We start from the raw sequence: 14,288 nt of genomic DNA on the forward strand, positions 1-14,288 counted from the left end.
AGGTAAATACAACAAGGTTTTACAATGGAAATCCTGGCTAATTATGGCACCATGATCATCATGGTGGCGGCCCTCTTTGGCTTTCTAATGGCTATTGGTATTGGTGCCAATGATGTGGCTAACGCAATGGGTACCTCTGTGGGTTCCAAGGCGCTGACTGTCAAACAGGCGATTATTATCGCCATGATCTTTGAATTTGCCGGTGCCTATCTGGCAGGCGGCGAAGTCACAGATACCATCCGAAAAGGGGTCATTGACACCTCTCACTACATCAATCAGCCCGAAGTTCTGGTTTACGGCATGATGGCGTCATTGCTGGCGGCAGGTTCGTGGTTGTTGCTGGCGTCCTATATGGGCTGGCCGGTCTCGACGACGCACTCTATCATCGGTGCCATCATCGGTTTTGCCTGCGTCTCCGTCGGTACAGAAGCCGTGGACTGGGGCTCGGTACAGGGCATCGTCGGCAGCTGGATTATCACGCCGCTGATCTCCGGGATCTTTGCTTATGTGATCTTTATCAGTGCCCAAAGGCTGATCTTTGATACCGATACCCCGCTCATCAACGCCAAGCGTTTTGTGCCTGTCTATATGTTCCTGACCACTCTGGTCATTGCGCTGGTCACGATCAAAAAAGGCCTGAAACATGTGGGTCTGCACCTGTCGACCGGTGAAGCCTGGCTGGCTTCCATCGCAGTGTCACTGATCGTGATGGGATTTGGCTATCTCTACATCCGTCGCAACTATGCCGATGCCGAGCAGTCTGTTGGCCATAACGGCTATGCGGGCGTTGAGCGCGTATTCAGCCTGCTGATGGTTGTCACCGCTTGTGCCATGGCATTTGCACACGGCTCTAACGATGTGGCGAACGCCATTGGTCCTCTGTCTGCTGTGGTCTCCACGGTTGAGCACATGGGCCAGCTGTCTGAGAAAGCCGCGATTGCCTGGTGGATCTTGCCGCTGGGCGGCTTCGGTATCGTTGTCGGTCTGGCAACCATGGGTCACAAGGTGATGGCGACTGTCGGGACAGGGATTACCGAGCTGACACCGAGCCGTGGTTTTGCGGCACAGTTGGCTACCGCGTCGACTGTGGTACTGGCGTCAGGCACGGGTTTGCCTATCTCGACCACGCAAACCCTGGTGGGTGCGGTTCTGGGTGTGGGCTTTGCCCGTGGTATTGCCGCCCTGAACATGGGAGTTGTACGGAACATCGTTGCGTCGTGGATCGTGACCCTGCCGGCAGGCGCCCTGCTATCAGTCATTTTCTTCTATGTAATGCAAGCAGCTTTTGGCTGATTTCTGTCAGTCTTCCGTAAACTTTCCAAAAAAGTAGCACAAGGTCAAAAGAGGGAGGCTATGCCTCCCTCTCCTCTTGCGCCATCGCCGCAAAATTCTTAGTATCTGTGCTCCATCGATTAATCAAGCTCCTTCAAGGATCCCAGAGTGAAGCAACTTATCCGCTTAGTTTTTGCCGCTATCACAGTTCTGATGACAGCTCAGGTACACGCTCAGCAGGTGCGTTACATCTCCGATGACCTGTTTACCTACATGCATCGCGGGCCAAGTACGCAATTCAAAATTATGGGCAGCGTCGACGCTGGCACGAAAGTCACCCTGCTGGAAGTCAACAAAGAATCGGGCTTCAGTAAAGTGACCGATGACCGTGGCCGTACCGGCTGGATCAAAAGCGATTTCATTTCTAACCAGGTTGGCCTGAAAGAACGCCTGCCAAAATTAGAAAAAGAGCTGGCCGAAGTGAAAAAAGCACTGGCCAATGCCAAACAATCCAGCGATGAACGCAATGCAACCCTTCAGTCATCACTGGAGAGCCGTACTGAGCAAATCACCGATCTGGAAGATCGCAACACCAAGCTCAATGACCAGCTGTCGACTTCCCAGTCTGAAATCCGCGAACTGCGCGCTAAACTGGACACCCAGGCAGACGATCTGCTGATGAGATGGTTTACCTACGGCGGTATGGTTGCCGGCGGCGGACTGCTGTTTGGTCTGGTATTACCGCACCTGATCCCACGTCGTAAGAAACGCAATAACGGCTGGGCCTGATTCGCGTTTGATACGCCAGTCGTCCCCGAACACCGAACATAAAAAAGGCAGCTCAGCTGCCTTTTTTATGTTCGTCTGTCCTGAACTCACTCACTTGCCACTTATCCTGCCGGCCACTGAGACAAAGCCGCCATCTCAAAACGGATATGCTCAAAGCCCAGAATCACCTTACGCGGCTCAATCTTCTCCAGCGTCACACCCGGGGCAACTTCATCTCCTTCGTACGCTTCGCGGTTATTCACCTTGACCCAGCGGCTGTCCGCACTGGAAGAGTAAATATGGGTCTGCAGGTTGATCGCCGGTAATCGCGCCTGCACGCCCTGAGGCAGATCGGCCACTGTCATGACATCTTCCGCGACAGGCGGCTTTTCTTTTGCCGCCGCTGCGGTGACCGTTCTGGGATCAATCAAGGCCGGCGTATTGGCCTGATCCGTGGCAGCAATCGCCTGATGCAGACGATTGGCCAGCTCAGGCGACAAGCCCGATAAATCCAGTTTATCTAAATCCAGGAAACTGGGCCGGCTGTCACTGGCTGCGCTGTCAGTGTCAGACAAATCACTGTCTGCAGTGCCAGCAAAGGGGTCTCCGGCTGAAGAAGACAAAGACGGCTGCGCATCAAAAGCGCTGCGTTCAGCATGGCCGTATCGCAGCACACCGGGTGCCGGCAACGCCTCTGTAGCCATTTTAGGGAGTGGCAAAAATAACATCGGATGGCGACCGTTCACAGCCTCCCCTTCGGTGCGGTATTCCTGATGCAGCGTCGGCCCGGGCAGCGACAAGGCCGTGTCCAGCACCATCAGCGTCATAGGGCCGGCAATCCCGTCGGCATATAAACCCTGCGCCTGCTGAAAACGACGCAGTTTCTCCAGCACTGTTTGATCAAAGTCTCTGCTGGCCATGCCCGGTTCACCCAGCAAACGATTCAGCTGCTGATCCAGCCAGGCCACCCGGCTGCCCTGCTGGCCATAACGTATGCTGGCGCTCTCCCCCATGGGCGGACGCCACATCAGGGTATAATCTTGCTGCCAGTGCGCCTGCAGCCACTCGCGACTCACTCTGAGCCGCTCTCCGCCCAGCATCAGCTCGGCCTCTCCCGGCCAGAGCGCGTACAGCACCGCATAAAAGCGCTCGCCATCGTCATTGCTCAGGGGCAGAATGGCGGGACGATTGATCAGGCTGAGCTGAGCAAGATCGCCCTTGCTTTGCTGGCAGCTCAGGCCGATACGCGAGCTGCTGAGACAATTGGCCTGACTGGGCGAGACTTCATAGCCCCACAGCTGGTACAGAGTCTGCATGGCTTGCCTTTCCGTCGGCTGCAGGGCCAGCACAGCTTGCCAGCGCTTTTCCAGTGCCGCCTGTGCCTGAGCGTCATCGGTTTCCGGCGAAGACCCGGAAGCCGCAGGGGCTGACACCACCGCAGTTTCCTGCACCACAGCGCCCAGTTTATTTTCAGCAACCCAGCCGCCGCCCCAGTAGCCCGCCGCAATGAACGCCGGCGCCAGCACAGCGGCAATCGCCCATCCGAGCCGGTTGCGTGTCGGGTGTGCCGCGGGGGTGGTTTGCGCGACTGCCCATCCCAGCGCCAGTTCACTGGCCTGTCTGATGTGCTCCGGATTGATCTGATACCGGCTGTCCCGGCAGGCCAGTTGCAAGGCTTTATCACACACCAGATTGATCTGGCGCGGAATGCCACCACAGACCCGTGCCAGTGTTTTCAGTGCCTGAGGCGAAAAGAGCTGATGCGCGCAACCGACCTGATCAAGACGAAAACGGACATATGCCGCCACTTCCACTTCCGTTAAGGGCAACAGGTGATAGCGTGAGGTAATACGCTGAGCCAGCTGGCGCAATCCCGGCTGCTGCAACAGTTGCTGCAGTTCGGGCTGACCGGCCAGCACCACTTTCAGCAATTTGCGCTGATCATTTTCCAGGTTGGTCAGCAGACGCAGCTGTTCCAGCACATCCGGCAGCAGATGCTGCGCTTCGTCGACCAGCAGCAGGGTATGACGGCCAGCCTGATCATTGGTTTTCAGGTGGGCATATAATCTGTCGGTTAAGATCTTATAACTGTCTTGCGGTGAAGCCGGCAGCCCTAATTCATCGCAGATACTTTCCAGCAGCTCATGTGCCGATAAAGCAGGATTCAGGACCACAGCAACCTGAGTCTCCTCACCCAGTTTCGCTAACAAGGCGCGGAGCACTGTGGTTTTGCCGGTACCGACTTCGCCGGTCAGCAAGCCAAAACCACCGCCATCCGTCAGTCCGGCAAGCATGTGATTCAACGCTTCACGGTGGCGGTCACTGAGATACAGAAATCGTGCACTGGGCACAATCGAAAACGGGGCTTCGGTCAGGCCAAAAAATGCCTTGTACATGTCTTCGTCCGGGATGAAGTAAAATAACTGAGATACATTAGCGTTCGTGACACCGATTGTATACCCTTCGGGGGCAAGACTGACAAAAGACGAGGAGTAAAGGTGGATATTTATCTGGTTGGCGGCGCAGTGAGGGACAAGCTGCTGGGATTGCCCGTGAAAGACAAAGACTGGGTGGTCGTCGGTACCACACCTCAGCACATGCTGGATCAGGGGTTCAGCCAGGTCGGTAGCGATTTTCCTGTCTTTTTGCACCCCAAAACCAAAGAAGAATACGCTCTGGCCCGCACCGAACGAAAATCGGGCAAAGGCTATACCGGCTTTGAATGCTATGCCGCCCCGGATGTCACGCTGGAACAGGATTTGATGCGGCGGGATCTGACCATCAACGCCATCGCCGAGGCGCAGGACGGTACACTGTTCGATCCGTATCAGGGTCAGCAGGATATTGAGAAACGCCAGCTGCGCCATGTCTCACAGGCATTTGTGGAAGATCCGCTGCGAGTCTTACGGGTTGCCCGCTTCGCGGCCCGTTTTGCGCCCCAAGGCTTCACCGTTGCACCGGAAACGCTGGCGCTGATGCAGGAAATGGTCGCAGACGGTGAACTGGAAGCCCTGACGCCCGAACGGGTGTGGCAGGAATGGGAGCGCGCCCTGCATACCGAGCGCCCGGATATCTTCCTGACCGTGCTGCGCCAGTGCGGCGCGCTGGGCGTTGTGATGCCGGAGATCGACGCGCTGTTTGGCGTTCCGCAGCCCGAGAAGTGGCACCCGGAAATCGATACCGGTATCCACACCCTGATGGTGTCCTATCAGGCGGCCTTGCTAAGTGACGATCCGGTGATCCGTTTCTGTGCCCAGGTGCATGATCTGGGGAAAGCCTTGTCACCCAAAGCAGATCTGCCCAGCCATAAGCTGCACTGCCAGCTGGGGATGGATGTGATCCGTACCTTATGCCAGCGCCTGAGAGTGCCGAACCATTACCGTGATACCGCGCTGATGGTCTGTGCGCAGCACACCAAAGTGCACCGTGCACAAGAGATGCGCCCCGCCACCTTTATCAGACTCTTTGATCAGATAGACGCCTGGCGAAAACCGGAGCGTGTTGAACAGCTGGCTATTTGTTGCCGGGCTGACATTCGCGGCCGGACCGGATTTGAAGACGATCCCTATCCGCAGGCCGATATTCTTCAGGATGTCTTTCGCGCTGTCCAGCGCGTCGAGGTCAAACCCATCATCGAGGCGGGTTATCAGGGCGCAGCCATCAAGGAACAACTGGCTATCCGGCGAACCGAGGCGGCGGCACAGGTACTGGGGCGTTAAAAAAGCGCTGAATCTCTGTGCATCATCTCAGCGCACAAAAAAGCCGGAGCAAAGTCCGGCTTCCTTTCATTTCGCTCTGGCTGAATTACTGCTGGCTCAACAGCAGTGCGATCAGGCCGAAGCCCAGGACCAGCCGGTAAATCACAAACGGCAACATGCCAACCCGCGTCACCAGCTTCAGAAAGACATGGATACAGGCATAAGCACTGATGAACGACACCGCCAGACCAATGCCTAAGCCGCCAAAATCGATCGGGGCACTGCTCTCCACCAGCTTGGTGCCCAGATAGGTTCCGGCCAGCAGGATAATCGGGATCGACATCAGAAACGAAAAACGCGCTGCCGCTTCGCGGGTAAAGCCGAGATACAGCGCAGCCGTCATGGTTGCTCCGGAACGTGACGTCCCGGGGATCATGGCCGCCGCCTGCGCCAGACCGATAAACAGTGAGCGCTTGGCATTGGCATCATACTCATCGCGGGTCTGGCTCGCACGGCGATCCACCCACCACAACAGCAAACCAAACACGATCGTGGTGATGGCAATCACCCAGGCAGAGCGCAAGTACAACTCGACAATATCGGCCATAAAGAAGCCGAAGACACAGGCCGGAATCGTCGCCAGTACGATCATCCAGGCCAGAGAAGCTTCACGGCAGCGGTGACCTTTGAAGATAGACGCCAGCCAGGCCGACAGCAAAGACACCACTTCGCTACGAAAATACATCACAACCGCCGCCAGCGTCCCCACATGCACGGCCACATCAAAAGCCAAGCCCTGATCTTGCCAGCCAAAAACCTGCGACGGCAGGATCAGATGCGCCGAGCTGGAGATCGGCAAAAATTCAGTCAGCCCCTGGATCAATGCCAACATGAACGCTTCAAAATGACTCATGGTTTACCTTTAACTCTTCGAAAACAAATACGGGAAAGTGTATCGCCAGGAGGTTGACCCCTGATTTCCCAGACAGTTCAGTGGATTGCTGTCAAACTGTGTCAACATTCAGCGCAACCGGCCTCAGCACCTGCGGTTTGTCAAATGCCTGCCAGATTTGCGCCACTGTGCGTCCATCGCCCGGGATCACCAGCTGCGGGTCCAGCTCATAGAGCGGCAACAAGACGAAAGCAAACTTGTAGATATCGGTACGGGGCAGCGCCGGGGCTTCAGAGCGAACCTGATCACCGAACAGCAACAAATCCAGATCCAGTGTTCTGTTCTGGTTTTTCACGGCATCCGGCTGCCGGCCGTACTGCACTTCCAGGGCTTTCAGCCGCTGCTGCAGGGCATCCAGCGACAAATCAGTCTCCAGTGCCACCACACAGTTGAAAAAGCCGGGGCCGTCAAAGCCAACCGGCTCCGCTTCAAAAATACGGGAGACACGGTACCGGTCACCTAACTGTTTCAGCTCAGCCACCGCCGCACGTACATAGTGCTCACGGTCAATATTACTGCCGATGCTGATGTAAACCTCAGTCACGGCGTCCCCGCTGAATCACCACACCGACACCGCGCGCATTCGGCACTGCGCCGGGTTTGGTCACTGTCACTTTGATCCAGGGGACATTGAAGCGCGTCATGATCAGGCTGGCAACTTCCTCTGCCACCCGCTCAACCAGCAGAAAGCGGCCCTGTTCGACAAACTCGGTCACCGTCTGACTGACAGCGGCGTAATCGAGTGCCAGTGACACATCATCGGCCAGCGCTGCGGGCTGATTGTCATGGGCCATTTCCAGGTCCAGCACCAGTTTCTGCTTAATTTCCTGCTCCCAGTCATACACCCCGATAGAGGCGATAACGTCAAGATGTTCGATAAATACTGAATCCATGTTCCATCGCTAATTTTGTGTAGAGGTCGGATACCCAATGTGAGCAAAAGTGCGTATTATCGGGACGAGTTCATCATTTTGATGACAGAAAACAGGTTCCCAGCGTTTCAAACACGCCAGACGCCTGAAAGTGGATGCACTATACCACAGCTGTTATGCATAATGTCATCAGACGTGGGTGCCGAAAAAGCACATTTTTACCACTTACATCACACCCTAAAAGGCTAAGGCGTACGGGCTCATCAACACCCACTCCCTATGACATCTACGTCAGGGGTAAACTGGAGATGCTATGACACCATTGGTGCTGCTGATCATTATCGCTGCTTACCTGCTGGGCTCAGTTTCCAGTGCGGTATTGATTTGCCGCCTGTTCCGCCTGCCCGATCCCAGAGACAGCGGTTCAGGCAATCCCGGGGCAACCAATGTCCTGCGTATCGGCGGCCGGGGTGCCGCGGCACTGGTGCTGGTGTGCGATATCCTCAAAGGCATGCTGCCGGTCTGGGTCAGCTATTTTCTGGGCATTAATCCCTTTTTACTGGGGATCATTGGTATTGCCGCCTGTCTGGGCCATATTTACCCGCTGTTTTTCCACTTTCGTGGCGGGAAAGGCGTGGCAACGGCCCTGGGTGCGCTGGCACCGATTGGCTGGGATTTAAGCGGAATGCTGATTGCAACCTGGCTGGTGGTCGCGGTACTGTGCGGCTATTCTTCCCTGGCATCCATGATCACCGCACTGATTGCGCCCATGTTTACCTGGTGGGTGAAACCTCAGTACACCATGCCGGTGGCGATGCTGTCGTGCCTGATCATCCTGCGCCATCACGAGAATGTCCGCCGCTTGCTGGATGGCAAAGAATATAAAATCTGGCATAAATTTAACCGCCAGTCGAAACCCTGATTCGTCCTGGCGGTTCAGTGTTATCTGGTGCTCTTGGCCTGACCGGCGTACGCCGCCTCAGCGCAGGGGCTTGAGGGTATCAATCGGCCAGCGCGGATGGGCTTTGACACTCAGATCCATGATTTCCTGATTTTTCAGGCGCTGCATGCCCGCATAAGCAATCATGGCGCCGTTATCGGTACAGAACTCAGTTCGCGGATAAAAGACTTCACCGCCCAGTTTTTCCATCAGGGCAGCCAGCTCAGCACGCAGGTGCTTGTTGGCACTCACCCCGCCCGCAATCACCAGACGCTTGAATCCGGTTTCTTTCAGGGCACGCTTACATTTAATCGCCAGCGTGTCGACCACGGCTTCCTGAAACGCATAAGCAATGTCAGCCCGGGTCTGCTCATCATCCTCGTTGCCACGAATCGTATTGGCGGCAAAGGTTTTCAGGCCGGAGAAGCTGAAATCCATCCCCGGACGGTCCGTCATCGGACGCGGGAAGGTAAAGCGCCCAGCCGTGCCTTGATCGGCCAGTTTTGATAACAGCGGCCCGCCGGGATAATCCAGCCCCATCAGTTTGGCGGTTTTATCAAAGGCTTCGCCGGCAGCATCGTCAATCGACTCGCCCAGAATCCGGTATTCTCCAATACCCTTCACTTCCACCATCATGGTATGACCGCCGGAGACCAGCAGCGCCACAAACGGAAATTCAGGTGGGTTGTCTTCCAGCATCGGCGCCAGCAAATGGCCTTCCATATGATGCACCGCCACCGCAGGCAGGTTCCAGGCATAGGCCAGACTGCGGCCTATGGTCGCGCCCACTAACAAAGCGCCGACCAGGCCCGGTCCGGCGGTATAAGCCACGCCATCCAGATCCGCCGGGGTTAAACCGGCATCGGCCAGCGCCTGCTTAATCAGCGGGATGGTTTTTTTGACATGATCCCGTGAGGCCAGCTCAGGTACGACACCACCATAATCGGCATGCAGCTTCACTTGGCTGTACAACTCATGAGCCAGCAGGCCTTTCTCATCATCGTAAATCGCCACGCCTGTTTCATCACAGGACGTTTCGATGCCCAGGATACGCATATCAACCTCTATCTTATATACTTACACACTGAAAGCCGAAGCCGGTGCGGAACGTCGGAGGGGCATGTTACCGCTGTTGACAGAATTTCACCAGTTCTGACTTGCAGAATGCTTTACAAATGACCCCGGATCAGATTAGAATTTCGCACCATTTTTAATCAGCTGATAATTTTGATCATCAGCGTTAATCGAATCACTCTGAGGTGAGTATTACATGCCAGTAGTCAAAGTACGTGAAAACGAACCGTTCGACGTAGCTCTACGTCGTTTTAAGCGCTCTTGCGAAAAAGCAGGTATCCTTTCTGAAGTTCGCCGTCGTGAGCACTTCGAAAAGCCAACAACTGTACGTAAGCGCGCTAAAGCAGCGGCAGTTAAGCGTCACCTGAAAAAATTGGCTCGCGAAAACGCACGTCGCGTTCGTCTGTACTAATTTACAGAGAACAAGGACAGCGTAATGGCCCTGATCGAAAGTATTAAGAACGAACAAAAAGCAGCCATGAAGGCGAAGGATAAAGCTCGCCTGGGTGCTATCCGTCTTGTTCTTGCTGCCATCAAACAACGTGAAGTCGACGAGAAGATCACTCTGACCGACGACGACATCGTGGCAGTACTGACGAAAATGGTAAAACAGCGTCGTGACTCTGTGGCTCAGTATGAAGCTGCAGGCCGTCAGGATCTGGCCGATGTCGAGCTTGCTGAAATTACCGTACTGGAAGAATTTATGCCTCAGCCGCTGAGCGACGACGAAGTTGCCGCTCTGCTGGAAGATGCAATCGCCAGCACGGGTGCCAGTTCAATGCAGGACATGGGTAAACTGATGGCTGTGCTCAAACCACAGCTGCAGGGCCGCGCCGATATGGGGAAAGTTAGCCAACTGGTCAAAGCCAAACTCGGCTAAAACTGCCCCAACTCTACAGCAAGCCGTGCTATCCTCTCGGGAATGCGCGGCTTGTTTGTATCTCTTCCCAGTTAATTTCAGGTAACACTCATTGTATGGCAGGAAAGATCCCTCGTTCATTCATCGATGACCTCATCTCACGGCATGACATAGTCGATGTAATTGATGCGCGGGTGAAACTCAAAAAGCAAGGCAAGAACTACGGTGCCTGCTGCCCTTTCCACAATGAGAAAACCCCGTCTTTTTCTGTCAGTCCCGACAAACAGTTCTACTATTGCTTTGGGTGCGGTGCGAAAGGCAACGTGCTTGATTTTGTGATGGAGTTCGACCGGCTGGACTTTGTCGATGCTGTTGAAGAACTGGCATCACAGCTGGGCCTTGAAATTCCGCGCGAACAAGACAGCAGCGGCCAGAGCGCCGCCAAGCGACAGGAAAAACAAAGCCTTTATGACCTCATGGGTCAGGTCGCCCAATATTATCAGTCGCTGTTGCGTCAGAACGATGCGCAGGTCGCCATTAATTACCTGAAAGGCCGCGGGCTGTCGGGCGAGATCGTCAAACAGTTCGGCATCGGCTATGTGCCTGATCAATGGGATCTGGTGCGCAGCCGTTTTGGCCGCAATGAACACGCGCAGCAAGATTTAGTCAGCGCCGGCATGCTGATCGAAAACGAACAAGGCCGACGCTATGACCGTTTCCGTGGCCGGATTATGTTTCCGATCCACGACCGCCGCGGCCGGGTGATCGGATTTGGTGGCCGGGTACTGGGTGAAGGCACGCCTAAGTATCTCAACTCACCGGAAACACCGATTTTTCACAAAGGCCGCGAGCTCTACGGTTTGTATCAGGTGATGCAAACTTACCGGGAACCAGAACGTGTTCTGGTCGTCGAAGGTTATATGGACGTGGTCGCCCTGGCGCAATACGGCGTCGACTATGCCGTCGCCTCGCTGGGCACCTCGACCACAGGGGAGCACATTCAGACCCTGTTCCGGCAAACCGGTACCGTGGTGTGCTGTTATGACGGCGACCGCGCCGGTCGTGATGCCGCCTGGCGGGCGATGGAACAGGCGCTGCCGTATCTCAGTGACGGCCGCCAACTGAAATTCATGTTCCTGCCCGATGGCGAAGACCCGGACAGTTATGTGCGCCAGTACGGTAAAGAAGCGTTCGAGCAGGCGATCACCCAGGCGATGACCCTGTCTGATTTCCTGTTCACCACCCTGCTGCAGCAAGTGGACACCAGCAGCCGGGAAGGCAAAGCCAAGCTCAGCACCCTGGCGGTGCCGCTGATTGATAAAGTGCCGGGCGGCACCCTGAGACTATACTTACGGAAAGTTTTAGGACAAAAACTCGGTCTTCCTGATGAAGAACAGCTCAAACAGCTGATCAGCGAACACGGAGACAACAAGCCGGTCAGAACGGCTCAGCCCGCGATTAAACGTACGCCGATGCGCATCGCAATTGCGCTGCTGCTGCAAAACCCGGGCTTTGCCAATGAATTGGGCTTAAACACCCAGGATTTCGCCGGCACAGAGCTGGCTGGCTTAAAATTATTACTGACAATAGTTGATAAATGTCGACTTCATCCCAATATCACAACTGGACAGTTGCTTGAAGATTGGCGTGAGACCGAGCAAGCCTCAATGATGGCCCGTTTGGCCAGCTGGGACATACCGCTCGGCAGCGATGAAGACAGTTTACATACTGTATTTTTTGACGCGATGGATAAAGTTATCGATCAATGCGTCACACAACAAATTGAGAAGTTGCAGGCTAAATCGAACACCGTCGGCTTATCAGTCGAAGAGAAGCGGGAGCTTCAGCTATTGCTGTTAAATCGCCCCGTCTAAAAAGTAGTCAACAATTCTGACATTTGTTATAATTACTGGTTTGCATTTCTGCATCCTTTTTTCTCACTCAGACCCTAAGTTGGATATCGTCTATGGAGCAAAATCCGCAGTCACAGCTAAAGTTGCTTGTTGCCAAAGGCAAAGAGCAAGGTTATCTGACCTATGCCGAAGTTAATGACCACCTGCCAGAAGACATTGTTGACTCTGATCAGGTTGAAGACATTATTCAGATGATCAACGACATGGGTATTAAGGTGGTGGAAACCGCCCCTGATGCCGATGAACTCATGATGACTGAAGATAATGCCGATGAAGACGCCATTGAAGCGGCGGCGCAGGCATTATCGAGCGTAGAAAGCGAAATCGGCCGTACCACGGACCCGGTTCGTATGTACATGCGCGAAATGGGTACAGTTGAGCTGTTGACCCGCGAAGGCGAAATCGACATCGCGAAACGCATCGAAGATGGTATCAATCAGGTTCAGTGTTCTGTTGCTGAGTACCCGTCAGCTATCTCTCATCTGCTTGAGCAGTTTGACAAAGTAGAAGCAGAAGAACTGCGTCTGACTGATATCATTTCAGGCTTTGTGGATCCGAACGAAGAAGAGACGTCTGCGCCAACGGCGACACACATCGGTTCTGAGTTAAGTGAAACCGATCTTGAAGATGAAGACAAAGATCTTGAAGACGATGACGACGATTCAGACACCGAAGAAGACGACGGCAGCATCGATCCGGAAGTGGCACGTGAGAAGTTCAAAGAACTGCGTGTCTCTTACGAAAATATGGCCAAAGCCATCAGCACCAATGGCCGCCATCACCCGGAGACTGAAGTCGCGATTGCTGAGCTGTCTGAAGTGTTCAAACAGTTCCGTCTGATCCCGAAACAGTTTGACCGTCTGGTCAGCTCACTGCGTGATTCCATGGATAAGGTGCGTACCAATGAGCGCCTGATCATGCGCATGTGTGTCGACAACAGCAAAATGCCGAAGAAGACCTTCGTCCAGCTGTTCAGCGGTAATGAATCTTCTTCTGCGTGGATCGATGAAGCACTGAACTCAGGCAAACCGTATGCCGAGCGCCTGAAAAACTACGAAGAAGATCTGCGTCGTGCCTCGCTGAAGCTGCGCATCCTGGAAGATGAAACCGGCCTGTCAATTGAGCGTATCAAAGACATCAGCCGCCGTATGTCGATTGGTGAAGCCAAAGCACGCCGCGCCAAGAAAGAAATGGTTGAGGCCAACCTGCGTCTGGTGATTTCGATTGCTAAGAAATACACCAACCGTGGCCTGCAATTCCTGGATCTGATCCAGGAAGGGAACATCGGTCTGATGAAAGCGGTCGATAAGTTTGAATACCGTCGTGGTTACAAGTTCTCGACGTACGCCACCTGGTGGATCCGTCAGGCAATCACCCGTTCAATCGCCGACCAGGCACGGACGATTCGTATCCCTGTGCACATGATTGAAACCATCAACAAACTGAACCGTATCTCTCGTCAGATGCTTCAGGAGATGGGCCGTGAACCACTGCCGGAAGAACTGGCTGAACGCATGCAAATGCCGGAAGACAAGATCCGTAAAGTGCTGAAGATTGCCAAAGAGCCAATCTCAATGGAAACCCCAATCGGTGATGATGAAGATTCACATCTGGGTGATTTCATTGAAGATACCACGCTGCAGCTGCCAATGGATTCTGCCACGGCAACCAACCTGCGTGCGGCCACCAACGAAGTCCTGGCTGGCCTGACGCCGCGTGAAGCCAAGGTTCTGCGGATGCGTTTTGGTATCGACATGAATACCGACCATACACTGGAAGAAGTGGGCAAACAGTTTGACGTAACCCGTGAGCGTATCCGTCAGATCGAAGCCAAAGCCCTGCGTAAACTGCGCCACCCAAGCCGTTCCGACGTGCTGCGCAGCTTCCTGGACGAGTAAGCCACTCACCTAACACCACACCAAAAAGCGGGCTCAACAGCC

The 14,288-nt window shown here is 54.5% G+C and carries 13 protein-coding genes; 8 read left to right on the top strand and 5 right to left on the bottom strand.

Annotated elements, in window-relative coordinates:
- Positions 1-24: 24 nt before the first annotated feature.
- Complete coding sequence (locus LN341_RS13260) at positions 25-1,293, top strand: inorganic phosphate transporter (RefSeq protein WP_046222381.1); 1,269 nt, start codon at positions 25-27, stop codon at positions 1,291-1,293.
- Positions 1,294-1,485: 192 nt separating this feature from the next.
- On the top strand, positions 1,486-2,061 hold the full coding sequence (locus tag LN341_RS13265) for a TIGR04211 family SH3 domain-containing protein (RefSeq protein ID WP_370643745.1): 576 nt from the start codon (positions 1,486-1,488) through the stop codon (positions 2,059-2,061).
- 101 nt (positions 2,062-2,162) lie between these two features.
- Here LN341_RS13265 and LN341_RS13270 read toward each other — a convergent pair whose 3' ends face one another.
- Complete coding sequence (locus LN341_RS13270) at positions 2,163-4,436, bottom strand: AAA family ATPase (RefSeq protein WP_234203548.1); 2,274 nt, start codon at positions 4,434-4,436, stop codon at positions 2,163-2,165.
- 102 nt (positions 4,437-4,538) lie between these two features.
- Between LN341_RS13270 and LN341_RS13275 the strand changes: the two genes are divergently transcribed.
- Entirely contained in the window at positions 4,539-5,759 is a 1,221-nt protein-coding gene (locus LN341_RS13275) for a multifunctional CCA addition/repair protein (protein ID WP_234203549.1), read from the top strand.
- Between the two features lie 85 nt (positions 5,760-5,844).
- On the opposite strand, the gene LN341_RS13280 is transcribed toward LN341_RS13275, so the two are convergent.
- From LN341_RS13280 to folB, 3 genes are all read right to left on the bottom strand, one after another.
- Entirely contained in the window at positions 5,845-6,651 is an 807-nt protein-coding gene (locus LN341_RS13280) for an undecaprenyl-diphosphate phosphatase (RefSeq protein ID WP_234203550.1), read from the bottom strand.
- Between the two features lie 91 nt (positions 6,652-6,742).
- A complete protein-coding gene (gene folK, locus LN341_RS13285; RefSeq protein WP_046222376.1) occupies positions 6,743-7,234 on the bottom strand; it encodes a 2-amino-4-hydroxy-6-hydroxymethyldihydropteridine diphosphokinase in 492 nt (163 codons plus the stop codon).
- Complete coding sequence (gene folB, locus LN341_RS13290; RefSeq protein WP_046222375.1) at positions 7,227-7,583, bottom strand: dihydroneopterin aldolase; 357 nt, start codon at positions 7,581-7,583, stop codon at positions 7,227-7,229. Before folB ends, folK begins: the two co-directional genes overlap by 8 nt.
- A gap of 292 nt (positions 7,584-7,875) precedes the next feature.
- On the opposite strand from folB, the gene plsY reads away from it, so the two are divergent.
- Positions 7,876-8,484, top strand: coding sequence for a glycerol-3-phosphate 1-O-acyltransferase PlsY (gene plsY, locus LN341_RS13295; RefSeq protein WP_046222374.1), 609 nt, complete (start codon positions 7,876-7,878; stop codon positions 8,482-8,484).
- 57 nt (positions 8,485-8,541) lie between these two features.
- Here plsY and tsaD read toward each other — a convergent pair whose 3' ends face one another.
- A complete protein-coding gene (gene tsaD, locus LN341_RS13300; protein ID WP_046222373.1) occupies positions 8,542-9,558 on the bottom strand; it encodes a tRNA (adenosine(37)-N6)-threonylcarbamoyltransferase complex transferase subunit TsaD in 1,017 nt (338 codons plus the stop codon).
- 214 nt (positions 9,559-9,772) lie between these two features.
- On the opposite strand from tsaD, the gene rpsU reads away from it, so the two are divergent.
- The 4 genes from rpsU to rpoD all read left to right on the top strand — a co-directional run bounded on the left by rpsU (position 9,773) and on the right by rpoD (position 14,246).
- The gene (rpsU, locus tag LN341_RS13305; protein ID WP_002537656.1) at positions 9,773-9,988 is read left to right on the top strand and encodes a 30S ribosomal protein S21; all 216 of its coding nucleotides are present in this window, start codon (positions 9,773-9,775) and stop codon (positions 9,986-9,988) included.
- A 24-nt stretch (positions 9,989-10,012) separates the two neighbouring features.
- Positions 10,013-10,456 carry a GatB/YqeY domain-containing protein gene (locus LN341_RS13310; RefSeq protein ID WP_046222372.1) on the top strand — a complete coding sequence of 148 codons (444 nt, stop codon included), beginning with the start codon at positions 10,013-10,015 and terminating at the stop codon, positions 10,454-10,456.
- A gap of 95 nt (positions 10,457-10,551) precedes the next feature.
- Positions 10,552-12,309: a DNA primase gene (gene dnaG, locus LN341_RS13315; protein ID WP_234203551.1), complete on the top strand. Its 1,758-nt coding sequence runs from the start codon at positions 10,552-10,554 to the stop codon at positions 12,307-12,309.
- Positions 12,310-12,401: 92 nt separating this feature from the next.
- Positions 12,402-14,246 (top strand): RNA polymerase sigma factor RpoD, encoded by a 1,845-nt coding sequence (rpoD, locus tag LN341_RS13320; RefSeq protein WP_046222370.1) that lies wholly within the window; start codon positions 12,402-12,404, stop codon positions 14,244-14,246.
- The last annotated feature ends 42 nt before the right edge of the window (positions 14,247-14,288 follow it).

It is taken from the genome of Photobacterium sp. TLY01, assembly GCF_021432065.1.
Lineage (GTDB): Bacteria > Pseudomonadota > Gammaproteobacteria > Enterobacterales > Vibrionaceae > Photobacterium > Photobacterium halotolerans_A.